Raw genomic sequence first — 18703 nt, forward strand, 5'->3', positions numbered from 1 at the left:
AAGACTAGCCGCTGAAGTGGCGTGCTTTAGGTTTTGAATTGAAGACGACACTCTCGTAGAACTGTCTGATGCGGTTGAAAAACTCTTTGGGGATTTCGCCTAGCCATTTATTGGATATTACTCCATCTTCAATTAGCACGGCAGTAGGGAAACTATCCACCATATAACCGAATAACAGCTTGTCCATCTGAGCAATGGGAAAACGTACCAAATGTTCTGCCTTAAACGCCTCGATTTCCTCTTCACTAAGTGCAAGAATGCCTATAACGTTGGGCAGATCCTTCTGAGTACTCATCACATTGAGTAATGGCACCCATTGCTTGCAATAAGGACAATCTTTACCAAGGAAGACGACGAAATGAGAACCTTGCTGCAAATCTTGGGAACTGTCTTTCAACCACTGGGGATGCCAGCGATTCCCTATTTTCAAACGAGAGAAGTCTACTAAAGGCTTTTCTTGAGACTTCCAACCCGATATGCTTCCAGCAACCAAAGCCACCAAAGCTAACACCCATTGCCAAGTCTGCGTCTGATGATTTGCTACCGGATAAAACCATGCCCAGCCCAGTAACAGGATATATCCTAGATTCAGCAGGATGCTTTGTTTGGGAGTAATGACTAATAGACCGCCATAACAGCCGCAATCTTCTGTTCGCTTAGTGGAGGTTGCCCAAATTGTTGAAACTGAAAGACACAGAATTAGGATAATTGTCCCAGGCACCAGCCACTGGGGGAACTCATGTAAAATCAGGGCAACTCCCAAAGCACATTCTAGACCGATGAAGGTAATTGCTGTAGGTATTGCCAACCACTGCGGTAGCAAACCGTATCTGAAAACCAGTTCGATGAAAGACTTAGAACTGAGCGCTTTGACTACCCCGGTTACGAGGAAAACAGCGCCCACAATGAATGTACAGAAAATAGCTATCATTACTCTTCCTCGAATATGGGATAGGTAATTTTTGCCTCAGCACGCAGCCGTGTTAATAGTTGCTCAAACAGTAGAAACTGAATGTTATCTTTTTCCTCTGTCAAACTTGCAGAGTAAACAGCACCGGCCTTAAAGAGGTTGTAGCCTTTCTCAGTTTCAACTGGAGCGATAACTTGCCCAGGTTGGGCGTTAAACACTGCCGCTTCAATTTCTGCGCTCAGCTCATCTCGGCGCAGTTTACCAATATAACCTCCCTTCGGTTTGCTTTCTTCATCCAGGGAATGTTCCATCGCTAGCAGATGGAAATTCTCCCCATCTTCGGTAATCTTGGCATAGAGTTCCTCAGCTTTCTGCTGATTAGAAACCCGAATGCTATAGATATCTGCTCTGTCAAATTCCAACTGGTGTTCAACAAAATACGCTTCAATTTCCTGGTCAGGTATGCTGCCTCTAACTTTGTTGTGTAACAGCTGATAATCGATATCATTCTGTAGTGACAAAAGGGTTTGATGCTTATTCTTGAGCCACTGCTGGAATTTTTCCACAGATTCCAAGCCACTCTGATAGCGCCGCTCGTTTGCTGCAACCTGCAACTCTTCTATAGAATTGCTGATGTTGTTCTGCGCTGCATATTGGCGAATGAGCAATTCATCAATACATTTATTCAGAAATTGCTCTTCGCCGTCAACTAATGAACGACGTAGGGCTTCGCGCAGCTCGAACTGGTCGTTATTTACTGTTACGAGTACGGGAGTTTTCTGATTTGTGCGTTCCTGTAATGTTTGCATAAGTTTTGCGATCTTCTTGTGATAAGTGATGTTGAATTTTCTTAGAGGATGTCTGAAAAGTGTTGAACATACTTGTGTTAGTTCCCCTAGCCCCACAATAACAGGTAACTAGAACTCAAAATCCTTCAATATTAAGGAATTTAGGGGGTAAATGCATAGAACTTGATACTTTTCAAACACCCTTTTAAAGACCCACGTTGACCTTAAAAGTGGGGTGCTTGACTAGAAACCATACCCGCATCTTCCAAGAGAACTGGGAGAACTTTTTTTACAAACACAAAGCATGGTCCAACAATCCCTATCTATTCGGCAAATTTTTCCTATAAAACATCGAGCAACTTCACTACCAAAAACATTGATGAGAAGTTCTTCACTCACCGTGGAAGCACGGAGGGGTAAGTTTTGCATATTAAATCCTTCACGCACAATTGTAGGAATCAATGAAATTAGAGTTGGCATAATTCACCTCCAATGAAAAAGATTTGTTGTTTAGAATGTCAATTTACTATTCGAGTTTTCGGAGTAAACAAAACTCCAAAAGAGCTAATTCAAAGTATTTGTCTGATGTAATGCAGATGAAGTCTGCTGTTGCTTCACTTTCAGGAACTACAGTAGTCAAAGAGTAAATAGATACTAGTTAGGTAATGCTAGATTACTCGATATCCTACAGTAACCCAAAAGTAACCATCATCAGAGCCTTATCTCTTGCAGTGTTTTAAGGGTCATCAGTGCAGCATTTTGTTAGCATCGGGTATTCAAGATTGTCTATAAAAAACGTTTGCACTGCCCGTTGATGCCCTTGGGTGCGGTGGGAATGCAAATTAGTTCGCTACAACAAAAAAGCCTATGAATAATGCAAAATTCCCCTGCTCCCCTGCATGCACCGCCGAATACTTTTTTCAGATGATCTGCATCCACAGGTGTTGCCCGAAATGGCAGATATTGCACCTCAAATCCTTCACGCATAGTTGTAGGAATTGACGAAACTTGAGCTAACATAATTTACCTCCTGATTTTTGACCAAAACTTGTTGATTAGAAAGTTAGCAAGTCAATTAAATGCTCAATAATCTATAGCAGGCAAATACAATAAACGAGCTAATTCATTTAAAGTATTTGCCTGTGTAGGCAGGTAAAACTTGCTGTTGTTTCACTTGCAAGAGCTAGTGCACTAGCTCTTGCAAGTGAGTCACATCATGATTATGTGGCACACCTTCTAAAAAGTTTTCCAATGCAGTTGGGAGCAGAACGGCAGCAATCGGCACTGAAAGCGCAAATGTGGCCTTTTCGAATACACCATCCACCAAAAATGTTTGCAAGAGTATCTTCACTCAAATCTGAAGCACGATGTGGCAGGTCTTGCACATCAAATCCTTCACGTACAGTTGTGGGAATCAATGAAATTAGATCCAACATAATTCACCTCTAATGAACAAAACGTTTTGACTGGAACGTTAGAAATCTCTAATTGAGCTTTCTGATTAGAAGTATTCATAATTGAACTGATTAAGTCAATAGACTTTACTAAAAACTTTGCAACTAATTAAGATAATTATTTGTTTTTTTAAGTTTAAAAAATTACTATTTTTTGCAAATAATTCAGTTATTTATTTGTTTATTTATTGTAGATATACTCAATTAAAAAGTATGCTTTATGAGATAATGGGTTACAGGAACAGAAAACAATGGTTAATTTATGCGTCAATGCCCATGTATTACTAAAATTGACAATAAAGTTGTCATTATTAAAAAACCTAAAGTTCCAAAGATTGACTAAAATTTATTTGCTATCAAAACTTTCGTCTAGTTAGCTTAACCACTCACAATGAATGCAATATATCCTCATAATTTATGAAATATTTAACTAGTAGAAAAGTAATCAAATTCAAGCAACATCTAAATGATTAGATGCTTCCACTGCCAAACAAATTTATCACACAAACCTTCAATAATTAATCCCGAAATGCCAGACAAACCAATGCAATTTCCAAACTTTGGTAAAGTCAAGCGCCAACAGCGCTGGCTCATGGGCTTAGTAGCAGTTGGATTGTTAGGAACTGCTACTACTGTTTACCTGAGAGTACAAAGTAAGGCACCTAAAGCAAATTTGACTAACCAAACAGCAGTAGTACAGTCGAAAGACATTACAGTGCAAATCAAAGCAAATGGTACTGTCCAACCGTTGCGGAAGATTAATCTCAGTCCTAAAGAGCAAGGTAAAATCGAGAAACTGTATGTGGATGAAGGCGCTAAAGTAAAGCAAGGTCAATTAATTGCCCGTATGGATAGTCAAAGATTTGGGCAACAGGTGAATCAATATAAAGCGGCACTTGCCAAAGCTGAGGCTGATCTTGCTGAGAAGCGTGCTGGTAGTCGCCCTGAAGAGATAGGTGAAACTCAAGCCAAAGTTGCAACAGCGCAAGCTAACGTAACTCAGGCTCAGGCAAGGTTAAATCGAGCAAAAGAAGAACTCCAACGTAATCAATTCTTAGCGCAGCAGGGAGCTATTTCCCTAAATACTTTGGGGGATTTTTCCAGTAAAGAGCGTGAGGCAAAGGCTAACCTAGAAGCGCAGTTAGCCCAGCTAAGAGAACAAAAACAGACTCTAGAAAAACTTCGTAACGGTACGCGCAAAGAACAAATCGCTGCCTCAAAAGCTGATGTTGGTCAAGCTCAGGCACAACTGCGCTCTTACCAAACCCAACTGGAAGATACTTTGGTTCGCGCTCCTTTTGCTGGCACAATTACACGCAAATTTGCCCAAGAAGGTGATTTCGTCACTCCAACAACTTCTGCTTCCTCTAGCGATGGTGCGACATCTGCTTCCATTGCGGAACTTTCCAGTGGTTTGGAAGTAGAAGCCAAAATTCCTGAAGCGAGTATTGCCCGCATTTATACAGGACAGCAGGTAGAAATTCGTTCAGATGCCTATCCCAATCAAACCTTTCAAGGAAGTGTCCGTCTCGTGGCACCTAGAGCTACACAGGACAACTCTGGAAATTCATCAAGTGGGGGTGTTACTTCCTTCCGAGTCAAAGTGGCACTAAAAACGGGTGAAGAACTGCTCAAGTCCGGCATGAATGTGAATTTGAACTTTATCAGCGATAAAATCTCTGATGCCTTAGTTGTACCTCTAGCAGCAATTGTCACGCAAAAAGACGGACAAACTGGGGTGTGGATGCTGGATGAAAACAACAAAGCTCAACTTAGAACAGTCACTACTGGTTCAGTTAGTGGTAATCAAATTCAGATTCTCAAAGGATTGACTAAGGGAGAGCGAATCTTGCTTAGTCCACCGCCAGATCAAGCTATCCCTGGTGTTGACACGATGGAATAAGAATCATAATTTATCTTTTTAACATGGACATATTTGAAAGCGTCAAAATCGCAGTTACTACTCTAACTGCTAATAAACTTCGTAGTAGTCTAACAATGCTGGGAATCGCTATTGGTAATGCAGCTGTGATTGCTTTAGTTGGTATCGGACAAGGCGCACAAAATTATACTTCCGAACAGCTAGAGTCTTATGGAGCAAATAGTTTATTCGTTTATCTCAGCCTTGAAGATACTGAAGGCTCGATGAGTGAAATACCTCAGTTAGTATTGTCAGATGCCGAGGCGATCGCTACTACTGCACCTGCTGTCAAGGCAGTAGCTCCTCAAATCGGCTCCCAACTCTCAATCTCTTACCTCAACCGCAATACAAAGAGCAGTGTTACAGGGACAACTCCAGGATTTCTTTATGTCCGTAACATGGCTGTTGCTCAAGGACGGTTTTTTAATTCTTCTGAACAGCAACAGAATGTGCAAGTGGTGACTTTAGGATCAGAGTTAGCCCGAAAACTATTTGGCAGCGAAGATCCGCTCGGTAAAGAAGTAAAAATCAGTAATGCAAGCTTTCTAGTAATTGGAGTAATGAAAGCCAAAGGTGCGGGTGCCGGACAAAATTTCGATGATGCTGCTTATGTGCCAATCACCACAATGGCCGATCAATTGACCGGAAGGCGATCGCCCTACGGTATTCCCATTGATAGTATGCAGGTATCTGCAAAAGATAAACAGAGTATCCGTACCGCCGCATTTCAAATTACTAATATTCTCACCCAATTGCGTGGTAAACAAGACATCTCTGTTGCCTCTGATAAATCTTTTAACGATCTGATCAACCAAGTCACTCAAGCACTGTCGTTGACACTAGCAGCGATCGCCAGCATTTCGCTGTTGGTAGGTGGCATCGGCATCATGAATATTATGCTGGTTTCCGTAACTGAGCGCACCCAGGAAATTGGCTTACGTAAGGCAGTTGGGGCAACTCAGTCAGCCATCTTGACTCAGTTCTTGATAGAGGCAATCATTCTATCAGTAGCTGGCGGTCTAATTGGTATTGGTGTTGGCATCAGTGGCACTACAATTGTCGGAATTTTTACTCCTTTAACACCCAGCGTACCAGTAGGAGCGATCGCTCTGGCTGTCGGTGTCTCTGGTGGCATTGGTCTAATTTTTGGTGTTGTTCCGGCTCGTAGAGCGGCTCAACTTGATCCCATTGTTGCCCTCAGAAGTGCTTAAAATGACAAATTTATTTTTTACTGCCGACTCTCAACTTCCAACTCCTTCTCACAAGCAAGTTAGCATTCGGTTAGAAAATATTTCAAAAGTCTATGGTTTTGGGGAAACAGAAGTCCGAGCATTGTCAGATGTCAATTTAATCGTGGAAAAAGGCGAGTATTGCGCCATTATGGGAACCTCTGGTTCTGGCAAATCCACAGCCATGAATATTATCGGTTGTCTTGACCGACCTACTAAAGGAAGCTATTACCTAGATAATCTAGATGTAGCCCAGTTAGGTGATGCAGAATTAGCCCACATTCGTAATCTGAAAATTGGGTTTGTCTTCCAACAATTCCACCTTCTACCCCAGCTAAGTGCGCTAGAAAATGTCATGCTGCCAATGGTTTATGCTGGTGTCCCAGTGGCTGAACGTTGCGATCGCGCACTTGTTGCTTTAAAACGAATAGGGTTAGAAAATCGGCTCAACAATAGACCGAATCAACTTTCAGGAGGACAACAACAACGGGTGGCGATCGCACGGGCGATTGTTAACCAACCAGTCTTACTCCTAGCAGATGAACCCACTGGCGCACTTGATTCTCACACAACTCAAGAGGTGCTACAGATTTTTGGAGAATTAAATGATAGTGGCATCACAGTTGTTATGGTAACGCATGAGCCAGATGTAGCCAGACAAACAGGGCGTATTATTTGGTTCCGAGATGGTCGAGTTGCCCACTTCCATCTCACTCCATCTGATATCGGTCAAGTTACCGTATATTGAAAACGATTGGTGAATAATCTTCTTTTTTCAATGGTTCTACTAGCTTTTTTTTCTGTCTAGCAGAAAGTCCCATTTCCTTGAGCAGTATATTGATGTAAGCTGCACTAACCATAATGCCAAATTCTTTTTCCAAATGTTTTGCCAGCCATTGCCCTGTCCAACGTTGAAATGAATAGCCATATTCCCTTGGACTATGACTCACCAGTTCTTGTAAACGAACGAGATATTGCTCACTCACACTCTTGGGGCGACCAATTGGGCAATCATCCCAACAGTGAGCCGTTCCTGCCTTTGCCATAGCAATCCAATGGCGTGCAGTCTCTTGAGAACATCCCAAAGCTTTGCAGATTTGTGTCTGAGATTGACCTGTATCTGCCAGCAGCATAATTTCGATACGACGGCGATATTCTGGACGTAATTCTGCTTCTAGATTCTTGAGCAAAAGCTTACGTTGAAACGCTGTTAAGTATAGACCTTGCTTGTCCACAGCAATTCCTCCTGGTATAACTTGCAATGCCCACATAGAAATTAATCAGTTTAATTCCTGAAAACCTCTGTTACTTCTCTGAGTCAAAACTCAGAGAATTCCACAAGTTGTTATAAAAGTACATAAATTGAAACAAACATTTGTTGCATAATCGCTTCATGGAGTTGTTGACGGTTGACACTCAAAAGTTAACAGTCAACATTATTCAATAATTCCTTTACAACCAATTACCTACAAGAACATAAGGTGCCCAAAAATATGGACGCTTTTCTTTAGCTAGAATCGCAAGCTGGGCGCGTTGCAAAGCTTCTGCTTTATTTATCCCAGCATTCAATTGTCGGTATAATTCACCCATAAAGTTGCTAGTAGATTCATCGTCTACTGTCCACAAAGTTGCTATTGTACTGCGTGCGCCTGCCCGTACCGCTACTCCAGCTAATCCCAAAGCAGCTCGTTTGTCTCCCGTCGCAGTTTTACAAGCGCTCAGAACGAGTAATTCAATTGTTTGCGGCCGGGTTTCACCCCTAGTTCTTAGTAAACTATCTAACTCTTTAACCTTCAGTAGGTTATCCCATGTGAGAATATAAGTCTGTTCTAAATCTGAACTAAATTGCCCGTGAGTTGCTAAATGCACAACTGAAAAAGGAGTAGATTGAATTTGTTTTTGCAAATTAGTTTCAGTAAACTCTTGATTTAAGAGTTGTTTACTTTTTTTCACTTCAGACTGGACTTGTTTTAATTCCTGTGTCACGTTTGAGAGTTGAGAAAAAGATTTACCTTCAATTAATCGTTCTTGCTCTACTCCGGCAACTAAAACATTTATCTGCACGTTTTGTAACGGTTTGGGATCGATAAGTTGCAAACCAGGAGTCAAAGAAATAGCATACTTTTCTACCAGATACTTCTGCTGTTGTTGGTCGTAAAGAACAGCCATAGGAATATTCCGTAAAGATCCATCCAATACAAACACTAAAGATTTTATACCTTTGCTATCTAAATCTGATTCTGTGGGTCTAATTAACCAGTCATATAAACGTTGTGAATGTTGCTTAACATCAAGTTCTCGACTGACAATTTGTAAATCTCTTTGTAGTTGTTCTACAGTCTTTTCTAAGACATCTTTAGATATTTTGGTAGTGTAATGGGAGATGATATCTTGCCCCGGCAATCTGGTAATAATTTCTAAACGGTTATCTAAAATAATGGGATAGATAACAGCTGTAGATTTTTCTTGTTCAACTAATTTGTCAACTCCTACTCTTGGTAGCAAACAAGGCGAACGAAAGAAGTTATCTAATTCAGCTAACTGAAGAGATTCGATTACCTGACGGGCTTGAAAGAGATTATCTGATTTATTCTTTGAATTTTTTTCATATTGCAACAATAAATCAACATACTGTCGATAAACGGGTTCTATACTCTCGCGGAAAGAAAATTGTACATCGGGATTAATGGCAACTAAATCATTACGGAGGGATTTAAGGGAATTATATGCTCGACTATAAGCTGTTGTTGCTGCTGGGATATCGGATTGTTTTTGAAGTATCCGCCCCATCTGCCAATGCCATTGATAAGCAATATCTTGAGCATCAATAGATTCAGCTTTGATCAATGCTTGCTGGGTCAGATTTTTAGCATCAGCTAACTGTCCGGTTTGTTCGTATAGTTCGCCCAATGTACCAAAAGCATAAGACTCGGTTCGTTGGTCTTTTAAATTTTGAGCCATTTGCACAGCTGGCGCTAGTATTTTAGCAATATCTTTTGGCTGAACTTTGTTCTGACTCATTTTGATCAGACTTTGGGCAAAATTAATTCGGTGATTAACAGTAGCACGACTTGGAGGTAAATTGTCTATCTGCGATTGAATTTGGGGTAATAGGGTTTCGGCTGTACTATATTCCTTTTGTTCTACCAATAGTCTGAATAAATTTAGTTGAGATTGGAGGTGTACAGTTGATGTTGCAGGTAAAATTTGGGCTACCTGTTGATAGTATTGAATTGCTTTTTCAGTGTAATTTTCAGCGCTCTTTGAGTTGCCCAAACTAACTTCAGCGTAGGATTGAGCGCGGGCTGTGTTACCTAAATTTAGTAAAGCATTACTTTGAGCGATCGCATCTCCTACTTTCTGACCAACAGCATAACTTTCTGCTAAAATTTCCTGCGACTTATTTAGATAACCCAAAGTTCGCAAGACATTCCCTAAGCTATTTAATCCTGCGGCTTTGAGAGCAGAATTCGATTGCTTTTGCAGAATTTTTTGTACGGAAATTAATGTTTTATGTGCTTGCAGATAATTTCCCAAAACTTGCATTGCTTGGGCTTGATTAATGCGGTTGCGAATCAGCGCCGACGTATCATTTAATTGTTGATATATTTTAGCCCCTTCTTGCCAACTGCCCAAAGCTGCTTCAGTTTGTCCCCTTGCTAATTCCAGTCCTCCTCGAACATCTAATGCTTGGGCAAAAATTTGCGCTTTTTCTTGATCAGAACCCGGATTTTTGATAATTTGTAATAGATTAATACTTTGTATAATAGCTTCAGTTGCCTCTTGCCACTGTCCTAGTTGCTGATAGGCTAAAGAAAGGTTGCTCAAAGCCATAGCTTCATTCAACTTATCATTAGCACCTTTAAATTCAACGGCTGCTTTTTTTAACAGTTCCACCGCCTCTACAAACTTCCCTGCTTGATAAAGTGCTTGACTTTGCTGCACTAAGGTATAAGGCTGCATTGGATTAACAGCAGGCGTTGTTGCTAAAACAAGAGATGATGGAATTTTGGATTTTGGGTTTTGGATTTTAGATTGTGTAAATGCTGCTGTTACATAATTCGATAAATCAAAAAAAAATGATGAATATATACACAATAATGCAGTCAATAGTGCTGTAAAAAAATACTTTAAAAATTTCATATAAATTCCTAAATTTTAATTTTTGAAATCAAAACGGATTATATTGTACAAAAAAATACAAACCATTCTCCTGCCATGTATTGCCTTGAGTATCAACATCAACCAAAGGAATACCCCACTCAATAGCAGCAGTAAAGTTATTACCCTGTAACCAACGTAAGCCTAAACCAACAGAAGCTAGGGTATTAGTATCATTTTCATCCCTACTTGATGAATCACTCCAAGCAGTACCAATATCAACAAAGGGAGTAACTTGCATCACTCCATCCCACTGTGGTACACGCAGAATCGGTAATCGCAGTTCAGCAGAAGCAAGAGCGCCATTATCTTTTAACAGAAAGTCTTGACGGTATCCCCGGATACTATTTATACCACCTATACCAAATTGCTCTGAAGCTAAAAGCGTAGTGGAAGCTAGTTGCACATCGCCACGAATTAACAGCAGGGTATCAGGAGCTAACAGGCGTACCCATTGGGCTTGTCCTCTCCAAGAAAAAAAGCGGCTATCAGGCTCGGTATCATTAATTGTGGCATTGAATGCACCAATACCCAAACTAAATTGAGAGCGAACGGCAATTACTTCTTGGCTGTTGCGGGAAGTCCAGTCTTGAAAGAATCGCAAAGCAGATACACGAGTATTTCCGTCTGCATCAGATCCTGGTGAAAGTAGAGAAAGGGGAGCATCCTCCTGTTCAAACACAGAAGAAGAAATATCACTGTCTCTACGAGAAGCGGTTATTCCAAGGGCAAATTCTTGGCTGGGAGTTTGGACTAGCGCCTGGCGAAATGTGAGTTCGTAATTTTGGGAAGCTGATTCAATATCTAGTGTATTAAAAGGACGTTCAATTATATTGGCTGATGTAGTGCCATAGCTGAAAGTAAGAGTGCCATTGCGGGGATTGAGGGGTAAGCTGTAGCTAGCATCTATGGTATTACTACCGTCAGTATTGTTGTATGTTAACGATATACTATCTCCAAATCCGAGTAAGTTGGCTTCGTTAACTTGTAGTTGCCGTCGGAAGCTACCAACACTAGGGGAACGACCATTATCTAGTATTATTTGTGTATTGAATGTATCTGCCTCTGTTACCTCGATACTCAGCAAACTAGCACCAGTACGTGAGCCAGCAGACAATTCAGCAGACAAGTTTTGAATTAACGGATTGATTTGTAATAGTTGCAAAGACTCCAATAAGCGATTTTGATTTAATGGGGTAGATGCACCATTAACTATACGACTGCGAATATAATTTGGGTTGAGTCGTCTAGTACCAGTAATCTGAATTTCCTCTAATTCACCTTCGATTACTTGAATTTGGACAACACCATCTGTAAAAGTTTGTTCAGGAATATAAGCTCCAGAAGTGATGTATCCTTCTTGAATATACAGTTCGGTAATTTTAGAACGAGCTTCTAATAATTGTGTAAAGGTGATTGGTTTGTTAGTGAATTCTGCAAGTACCTCAGTCAACTTTTCTGGGCTGAATACTGTACTGCCAATCACTTCAAACTGATTAACAGTAAAGGTTTGTGATATTTCAGAAGATAGTTCCTCCGGTGCAGTTAACGGTTGAGAAGGTTGGAGTAGTTCAGATGGCGGGGGTAGTTGTGGTGGAGGAGAAGGTGGTGGTGGCTGTGGGGATGAAGGTGGTTGGACATCCTGCGGTGGTGGAAGTGGCGGGAGTGAGGGAGAATCCTGAACCGGTATCTGCGCCTTGTTGGGTAGAATTATGATGCTGTTGAATAACATCAGCAAGCAAGACGCGACAAAAATATGATTAACTTTAGCTACCATGACATTGAATAGGGTTTTGTCTGGAAGTATAAGAAGTAACGTTAGATGAATTAGCACTAAGGACTATTTGTCCTTTAGCGTTTAGTGTTGCACCTGTGGCTTCAACAATGCGTTTGGGAGTGGAGGTAGTTGGTTTAACGGTGACAGGTGGTAAAGGACGCTTATTGTTACTGGGTTGAAGAGAGACCCAATCTATTTGGGTTGTATCAGTAGTCAGAATGTCTTTGGGATTGGGTGGTAGACCACCACGTCCGACGTTCACAAAACGGCTTTGGGCATAACCTGGAGTATAACAGCCTTGAGCTACTTCGGTGTCCACTGGTATTGTTGGTAATTCAACCAAACCACTGTTAGGGTCTATTTCAGGTGTGTTCAGTTCTACAGAACCACTCAGATCAGAACTGGCACCCGTGGCGGTAATATCACTTGTACTATCAGATGCTACATCTCGGAATTGGATACCAAAGATACCTTGGGCGTTGATTAGGACATTTCCAGCGCGGAAATTAGCAGAATCAGCCCTGATGTCACTATTTTCAAAAGCAATAAGAAAATCGGTATCAATGTTGATGTTGCCGCCAACAACGTCTTTGCCCGTGGCGTTAGTAAAGATGTTGCTGTTGCGGCTCATTATCAAATTTTCTGAGTTAATATTAATTGTCGCTTGCTGCCTATTAGGGTCAACTATACTGCTACGTGTATTAGCTGTGAGTAAAGCGTTGTTGTTTAAACGGATAGAGCGAGCATTTAATATCATATTACCTGCGGCTCCTGTTCCTAAACTCTCCACAGCTACCTCACCTCCATCTTGTACTAGCAATTTTGGGGTAGTAATTTTTAGGTCTCCTCCATTCCCTGTTGCAGTCCGAAAAACTTTTGTATTTAAGCTACTACTAAGTCTACCAGTGGGTAAGCCACCAATTACTTGTACTGACTCGCTAGCATTAATAACTAATTCCCCTCCTCTTTTCTCTCCCCAAGTGCCAGTACTTATCTGTGCTCCATCCTGAAGGAGTAACTCACGGGTTGTTATTGTCAGCCTGCCTGCCTCTCCTTTTGCACCAAACTCAGCTGTCGCAAGCATTCCACTGGAATTTTTTCTATCGGGAGTGTTGCCACTAAGCTGCATTATGTCCGCAGTTACAGTTAAATTTCCCCCATTACCCGCACCATATGTATTAGCACTCACGGAAGCTCCATCTCGCACAAGCAAAGTATTAGTTTTAATCGTCAAATCACCCGCATTTCCTGTTGAATTTTGTACTGTGGAAGCACTCAAATTACTGGGAAACAGATTATCAGGGCTTCTGCCAATCAATTGCACATCTTGGGCATCAACGGTTAAATTTCCCCCATTACCCGAACCATATGTACCAGCACTGATCTCTGACCCATCTTGTACTAGCAAAGTATCAGTTTTAATCGTCAAATCACCTGCATCTCCTGTCGAATTTGGTAGTGCGGAAGTAATCAAAAAACTACTATCTGTACCAATCAATTTGACCTCTTGAGCATCAACGGTTAAATTTCCCCCCTTGCCCGAACCAAAAGTACTAGCAGCGACCAACCCCCCATCTTGGATTAACAAAGTATTAGTTTTAATGGTCAAATTGCCTGCATCCCCTGTTGAGTTTTGCTCTGCGGTCGTATAAAGACCACTGCCAAACCGACCCTCATCTGCACTTATACCAAACCCAATCAATTTGACCTCTTGAGCATCAACAGTCAAATTTCCCCCTTGACCCGCACTAAATGTGCTAGTACCCATCTGTGACCCATCTTGGATTAGCAAGGTATTAGTTTTCACAGTCAAATTACCCGCATCCCCTGTTGAGTTTCGCTCTGCCAAAGCAGCTAAACCACTGCCAAACGAACCACCATCTGGGCTTCTGCCAATCAGTTGTACATCTTGGGCATTAACGGTTACATTTCCCCCTTTACTTGCACCAAATGTAACAGTACCCACCTGTGCCCCATCTTGGATTAGCAAGGTATTAGTTTGAATCGTCAAATCACCCGCATCCCCTGTTGAGTTTCGCTGTACGGAAGCACCTGAGCTACTGGGAACTTGAGCAACAACGGTACTTCTACCAATCAGTTGCGCGTTTTGGGTATTAACGTTTGAACTTTCTCCTTTACTTGCATCAAAAACAGTGCCTACCTGTGCCCCACTATCTACTTGCAACTTACTAGCGCTGATATTGACATCGCCTCCCTGTCCATTTGCTTCTGGTAGCACCCAATTCAAAATCAAACTTCTATTGTTAAGGCTTATTTCTCCAGTTACATTAACCTCAACATTTCCCGCCTTAGTATTACTAGAACCTAGCCCACTCTCTATGCCTGCAACCAAGTAACTCCCGATTGTCATCTCTAAATTTCGGGCATTAACTGCGATACTTCCACCATCGCCTGCAATCACATCCACACGAGAGCCATTGCTAAGGAAAACATCACTTCTTTCCACCCCATCAGGAAAACTTAAACTCAAGTGATTATCATCTCCATTCAACCCAACGGTTCCTGCACCTGATAAACCACCTAATTCGACTCGCCCACCAAAAGCATACAAACCTCCCCTATCCATATTGATGTCACCGCCCACCAACAGCAAACTCTTACCATCGGGTACACGCAAACCTGTTGCTATAAATTCAGAAGATGGATTTAAACCAGAGGGAGCAACTGAATTATTTTGGATAGATGCGGTTTTAATTTGATTAAAGAGTAAGGCAGAAGGATTGATACTAAGTAGCGATAAAGAACTTTCTGGATTGGAGGCACTAAAAAAACCGCGATCGCCAAATCCAATAGCATTAGCTGTAGTCCCTACAAACGAACCACCAATATCTAGTCTCGCCCCCCTTTCAAAAATAATCCCATTTGGATTTATCAGAAACAAATTAGCTGTACCGTTAGCGCGAATTAACCCATCAATATTAGAAACTGACACACCCGTAACCCGACCAATGATATTTTGAATATCTACAGCATTATTAAAGGAAGCAGTGCCGCCAGAAGGCACAGAAAACTCACCAAAGCTATGAAACAAATTATTTCCTGCTTGCGTTCCTTCATTAATATTGAAAATATTACCCTCCCTTGTGACGCTGGAGTTATTAGGCAAAGTGTTATCCGGGGTAATTTGAGCAAAAACATACTCTTGCCCAGGAGTAATTAATACCCCACATACCACCAAACTACTACACCAGCATTGCCAACCTTGAGTTATTCCTAACATAGCATCTCCAATAAATCAGTAACTTTACCGTGTGATTAGTCTTATTTTTCCAAGTTGTAATGCTCTACAATTGACTCTTTAGCAATATCTTGCAAGCCAACTACATTTAATAAGTCAACCCAATCTTTATTAATAGTTCTATCCTGCGGATTAGCGTGGCGTAGTTGACCTAAATTAGTGAGGGCATCATACCAAATATCATTGGCACTATAAACAATGTACTTCCTTGATTTTGCCGTCTTCAATTGATTATCAAGCGCCTGAGTCAACACTTGTTTTTGCACAAACCCATCTACATAAAAATTGTCAGATGTTTTTTGCGGATCGCCACAATAAATATGAAAATACCAGTGATATTTTTTATCTGCTTTTAAGGAGTATTGCGATTGTGATGGCAAACTAATGCTAACAATACCAGATTTTCCAGACAAAGTAAGAGGTGTTCGATAGACATTCTGTACATCTTGCCCATCTAGCACTTGCAACACGAATTCTCCAGAACGCGTGGTTTCAGACAGTTGAGGAACATAAAACCAAAATGTTGGATTCTCTGCAACTGTTGAGGCTAAAAATGATTCCTCTGCATCGCCAGGTACTAAAGCAGTCAGACGTGTCAGAGAGTTAGGACACTCAGGATTACGCCCAGCCCCGGCTCTGCGCCGGCCTGTCGGTGCGCCATTTCTGGGCAATTTCGGTTGGCGAAAAGATTGGAAATGCGAATTTTTAACAGTGTTTTGAATCGAATCATTCAGCTGTGCTTGCACTGATTGTGAGTAAATCCTTGTACTAATAATTAGCAACGTAATTACGCAGGTACGTTGAAGTATTTTTTTTCTAATCATGACCAAAATTTAATTGTTTTCTCTTACCAAGATGAAAATGTTTAAACCATGAAATTACCATTATTTGGGTAGCTAGTAATGCTAATATTGGAGGGATAAGTGGCACCCATCCAGCCAATGTAAAAATGCCAAAACATAACCCAAATAATATTAAAAGTGTTACTATCACCGCCAATCCCAGGTGCAGGGGTTTTGAATAATACCATGCTGTAATACCTCCTATTAATGACCATCCCCATATCCAAAGTGCCTCCATCCATCCAGACCACCACCACAACAAAGGTCTGTTGTCTAAAACAGCGCTCAAGATTTGACTTAGCATCTGTGCTTGTACGAATACCCCCGGTATTTGCTTTTGCTTCGGTTTTGCATTAAAACTAAAAGGTGTTTTCCAAAAATCGTTTGTATTGGTGGGGGCAGAAAGACCAATAAGAACAATGCGGTCTTTGAGTAATTGAACCGATTCTAAGGGGATTTTTTCATCTAACACATCTCTCAAACTAATTTGCTCGGCAATTTTTTCTACAGAAGAGAGAGAACGATAATTTAACATTATTTGATAACCAGATGCATCCACTTGTTGATAACCGCTAGTGTGTTCGTTTAGTTGCTCAAACACAACGTTACCAATCTGTAAATAACCTTCTTTTGTAACACTTGATGTTTTGTCTTCTTGATCTAAATAATGAAGTCCTAGTTGTAGACTAAAAGCGTATTCTGTGGTACATAGAGATTTTGACGGAGGAGTTAAATGTAAAAGTTGGCGACGAGCAATATCTTCTTCGTCTGCAACAAAATCACTAAAACTTAAACGTTCTGTGGAAACTCCAAGAGGTGGGGGAATTCCATCAGTATCACCATCATCATCAAGAGTAGCAACTTTGCACACAAAAAATAGACGATTATCTTCCTGAAAACGAGTAGCTAAATTTGGATATTTCGGGTCTATAATTCCATCACGATAAATATCTAAACCGATAGTTCTTGGTTGATACTTATTTAATTTATCTAATAGTTGAGCAAGGGCTTGGTCAGATAATGACCATCGCATTTGCATTCCTTTATTGAGTTGGTACTGGATATCCGCTTCATCAATAGTGATAATTAAAAGACGTTCGTCAGGTTGTTCAGTGACAAGTTGCGATCGCAATTGCATAAAATGGTCAAAAGCCTGTAATTCCGAGGTTTGCAGATAACCCCAATACCGCACTCCCAAAACCAAACTTGTTACCAACAAGCTTGTCAGCAATATTGCCATTCCACTCTTCGCAACGAGCATTTTTCGATGCAACTGCCAAGTCATTGGCACTACCCCAGGATGTTCGCTAATCACTGGCAACCAACTTGCACCTGGATATTCCTTTTCTATTCCTTTAAGCCTTTGTCTGGCAGTGCGAACCGCAGCATATATAGATTGTCCAGATGAAAAAACCTCCAGAAAATGCTTTAAAAATTTTTGAGCTACCAAGTCTGGCACAGGTTCTCGCATGACAATAATTTGCGGAATCTGTAAATCTTGTAGCTCTCGCGCTAATCCTAATCCATCACAGGAGTTGAAAATTGCTAGTTGTAAACCGTTGGCAACAGCATTTCTCAGGTCATGTCTGAGTTCATCAATTGTTAATTTATCTGTCTTATTAATATAGATGCAACCAGTATCACCTTCGCTTTTGCTATGACCTGCAAAAAATAAAATATTCCAAGGTTGTTTCCACAATTTATCGTTGATATCTGAATATTGAGGTTCTACTAAAAAAGTTGTAGCGGTATTAGGTAATTTCTCTAGTAACTGGCGGTCTTGCTCGACATCAATACCGTCACTATGTCCTAAAATTGCCAAAATTCTGATTTTATTTCTCCAGGTAGATGTCCGCAATGCGGCTGTTACTCGTTCTGATTCTGGAATACTGAGAATAACTTCAGCTTTGAGGTAATCTCTATCTATCAGATCCCACAAATGCCAGGGAAGTTTCTTGATTTGCAAACAGTGAGTGCGAATTAACACCCGTATTTCTTCATCTGGCATCAGATGTTTGAGCCATTTTTCCCGCACGGGACGAAAAGATTCTGACAGCAACCATTTATTCAGATGCTCCTGCACCTCGCTAGCTTTTGTGTCGTACTCCTTACGTCGCTGGGAGATAGAACCATCGTAAATAATTTTTTTTGCTTTGATGCGGGTAAATTTCCACAAACTGTGATAGTTCAACTGCCACTGGTCAATTGCTGTTGCCATATCTAGATTAGAGGGCAGCTTGCCAGTAATTTCTGTAGTGGGGCGTTTGCCTTCTTCTCCAATCTCCAGCGTTACCTGCACGCCTAAGTGCAAATCGCCATCTAGCTTCAGCACAACTAATCTTCTCATTGGCAGTACTCCTGC

Annotated in this window: 13 protein-coding genes; 3 read left to right on the forward strand and 10 right to left on the reverse strand. The window is 41.0% G+C overall.

The window, feature by feature from the left end; translation table 11 throughout:
* Positions 1 to 4: 4 nt before the first annotated feature.
* From VB732_RS27525 to VB732_RS27540, 4 genes are all read right to left on the reverse strand, one after another.
* Positions 5 to 931, reverse strand: coding sequence for a peroxiredoxin family protein (locus VB732_RS27525; RefSeq protein ID WP_323234053.1), 927 nt, complete (start codon positions 929 to 931; stop codon positions 5 to 7).
* On the reverse strand, positions 931 to 1719 hold the full coding sequence (locus tag VB732_RS27530; protein ID WP_323234054.1) for a peptidylprolyl isomerase: 789 nt from the start codon (positions 1717 to 1719) through the stop codon (positions 931 to 933). The genes VB732_RS27525 and VB732_RS27530 overlap by 1 nt, the downstream gene beginning before the upstream one ends.
* Positions 1720 to 2484: 765 nt before the next feature.
* Entirely contained in the window at positions 2485 to 2718 is a 234-nt protein-coding gene (locus VB732_RS27535) for a hypothetical protein (RefSeq protein ID WP_323234055.1), read from the reverse strand.
* 200 nt (positions 2719 to 2918) lie between these two features.
* Positions 2919 to 3134 carry a hypothetical protein gene (locus tag VB732_RS27540; protein ID WP_323234056.1) on the reverse strand — a complete coding sequence of 72 codons (216 nt, stop codon included), beginning with the start codon at positions 3132 to 3134 and terminating at the stop codon, positions 2919 to 2921.
* Between the two features lie 547 nt (positions 3135 to 3681).
* Here VB732_RS27540 and VB732_RS27545 point away from each other — a divergent pair.
* The 3 genes from VB732_RS27545 to VB732_RS27555 are packed head-to-tail and all read left to right on the forward strand — an operon-like array spanning position 3682 to position 7050.
* Positions 3682 to 5055 (forward strand): efflux RND transporter periplasmic adaptor subunit, encoded by a 1374-nt coding sequence (locus VB732_RS27545; protein WP_323234057.1) that lies wholly within the window; start codon positions 3682 to 3684, stop codon positions 5053 to 5055.
* Positions 5056 to 5078: 23 nt separating this feature from the next.
* A complete protein-coding gene (locus VB732_RS27550; RefSeq protein ID WP_323234058.1) occupies positions 5079 to 6284 on the forward strand; it encodes an ABC transporter permease in 1206 nt (401 codons plus the stop codon).
* A 1-nt stretch (position 6285) separates the two neighbouring features.
* Positions 6286 to 7050 (forward strand): ABC transporter ATP-binding protein, encoded by a 765-nt coding sequence (locus VB732_RS27555; RefSeq protein WP_323234059.1) that lies wholly within the window; start codon positions 6286 to 6288, stop codon positions 7048 to 7050.
* On the opposite strand, the gene VB732_RS27560 is transcribed toward VB732_RS27555, so the two are convergent.
* The 6 genes from VB732_RS27560 to VB732_RS27585 all read right to left on the reverse strand — a co-directional run bounded on the left by VB732_RS27560 (position 7037) and on the right by VB732_RS27585 (position 18688).
* Complete coding sequence (locus VB732_RS27560; protein ID WP_323234060.1) at positions 7037 to 7573, reverse strand: helix-turn-helix domain-containing protein; 537 nt, start codon at positions 7571 to 7573, stop codon at positions 7037 to 7039. The two genes, VB732_RS27555 and VB732_RS27560, sit on opposite strands and share 14 nt — an antisense overlap.
* 181 nt (positions 7574 to 7754) lie before the next feature.
* Complete coding sequence (locus VB732_RS27565; protein ID WP_323234061.1) at positions 7755 to 10445, reverse strand: CHAT domain-containing protein; 2691 nt, start codon at positions 10443 to 10445, stop codon at positions 7755 to 7757.
* Between the two features lie 28 nt (positions 10446 to 10473).
* Positions 10474 to 12240 (reverse strand): ShlB/FhaC/HecB family hemolysin secretion/activation protein, encoded by a 1767-nt coding sequence (locus VB732_RS27570; protein WP_323234062.1) that lies wholly within the window; start codon positions 12238 to 12240, stop codon positions 10474 to 10476.
* Positions 12230 to 15481 carry a filamentous hemagglutinin N-terminal domain-containing protein gene (locus VB732_RS27575; RefSeq protein ID WP_323234063.1) on the reverse strand — a complete coding sequence of 1084 codons (3252 nt, stop codon included), beginning with the start codon at positions 15479 to 15481 and terminating at the stop codon, positions 12230 to 12232. Before VB732_RS27575 ends, VB732_RS27570 begins: the two co-directional genes overlap by 11 nt.
* A gap of 41 nt (positions 15482 to 15522) precedes the next feature.
* Positions 15523 to 16323 (reverse strand): DUF928 domain-containing protein, encoded by an 801-nt coding sequence (locus tag VB732_RS27580; RefSeq protein WP_323234064.1) that lies wholly within the window; start codon positions 16321 to 16323, stop codon positions 15523 to 15525.
* Positions 16316 to 18688: a CHASE2 domain-containing protein gene (locus tag VB732_RS27585; RefSeq protein WP_323234065.1), complete on the reverse strand. Its 2373-nt coding sequence runs from the start codon at positions 18686 to 18688 to the stop codon at positions 16316 to 16318. The genes VB732_RS27580 and VB732_RS27585 overlap by 8 nt, the downstream gene beginning before the upstream one ends.
* Between the last annotated feature and the right edge of the window lie 15 nt (positions 18689 to 18703).

The sequence above is a fragment of the Nostoc sp. UHCC 0252 genome, from assembly GCF_034931145.1.
Lineage (GTDB): Bacteria > Cyanobacteriota > Cyanobacteriia > Cyanobacteriales > Nostocaceae > Nostoc.

What these genes read in the sequence shown, in the direction of transcription:
- VB732_RS27550 (WP_323234058.1), top strand. Translation starts at nt 5,079, where the DNA reads ATGGACATATTTGAAAGCGTCAAAATCGCAGTTACTACTCTAACTGCT.
- VB732_RS27575 (WP_323234063.1), bottom strand. Translation starts at nt 15,481, where the DNA reads ATGTTAGGAATAACTCAAGGTTGGCAATGCTGGTGTAGTAGTTTGGTG.
- VB732_RS27535 (WP_323234055.1), bottom strand. Translation starts at nt 2,718, where the DNA reads ATGTTAGCTCAAGTTTCGTCAATTCCTACAACTATGCGTGAAGGATTT.
- VB732_RS27555 (WP_323234059.1), top strand. Translation starts at nt 6,286, where the DNA reads ATGACAAATTTATTTTTTACTGCCGACTCTCAACTTCCAACTCCTTCT.
- VB732_RS27545 (WP_323234057.1), top strand. Translation starts at nt 3,682, where the DNA reads ATGCCAGACAAACCAATGCAATTTCCAAACTTTGGTAAAGTCAAGCGC.
- VB732_RS27565 (WP_323234061.1), bottom strand. Translation starts at nt 10,445, where the DNA reads ATGAAATTTTTAAAGTATTTTTTTACAGCACTATTGACTGCATTATTG.
- VB732_RS27560 (WP_323234060.1), bottom strand. Translation starts at nt 7,573, where the DNA reads ATGTGGGCATTGCAAGTTATACCAGGAGGAATTGCTGTGGACAAGCAA.
- VB732_RS27580 (WP_323234064.1), bottom strand. Translation starts at nt 16,323, where the DNA reads ATGATTAGAAAAAAAATACTTCAACGTACCTGCGTAATTACGTTGCTA.
- VB732_RS27585 (WP_323234065.1), bottom strand. Translation starts at nt 18,688, where the DNA reads ATGAGAAGATTAGTTGTGCTGAAGCTAGATGGCGATTTGCACTTAGGC.
- VB732_RS27570 (WP_323234062.1), bottom strand. Translation starts at nt 12,240, where the DNA reads ATGGTAGCTAAAGTTAATCATATTTTTGTCGCGTCTTGCTTGCTGATG.
- VB732_RS27540 (WP_323234056.1), bottom strand. Translation starts at nt 3,134, where the DNA reads ATGTTGGATCTAATTTCATTGATTCCCACAACTGTACGTGAAGGATTT.
- VB732_RS27525 (WP_323234053.1), bottom strand. Translation starts at nt 931, where the DNA reads ATGATAGCTATTTTCTGTACATTCATTGTGGGCGCTGTTTTCCTCGTA.
- VB732_RS27530 (WP_323234054.1), bottom strand. Translation starts at nt 1,719, where the DNA reads ATGCAAACATTACAGGAACGCACAAATCAGAAAACTCCCGTACTCGTA.